We start from the raw sequence: 211 nt of genomic DNA on the forward strand, positions 1-211 counted from the left end.
CGAGAGCTGCGCCATCCACCACAGCACGCCGGCGAGCGCGAACTGCGTCAGTGCCAGCCAGCCGCGCCGGCGGCCGAGGAAGGGCGGCTCGAAGCGGTCCATCAGCGGCGCCCACAGGAACTTGAAGGTATAGGGAATGCCGACCAGGCCGAAGAAGCCTATGGTGGCCAGATCCACCCCGTCCACCGTGAGCCAGGCCTGCATCGCCTGA

1 pseudogene is annotated in these 211 nt (G+C 68.2%); it reads right to left on the reverse strand.

What is annotated here, in order from left to right:
- Nucleotides 1–211: pseudogene (locus tag GRF61_RS24305) on the reverse strand (MFS transporter); the annotation flags it as partial.

The sequence above is a fragment of the Azoarcus sp. TTM-91 genome, assembly GCF_012911025.1.
In the GTDB taxonomy this organism is placed as follows: domain Bacteria; phylum Pseudomonadota; class Gammaproteobacteria; order Burkholderiales; family Rhodocyclaceae; genus Azoarcus.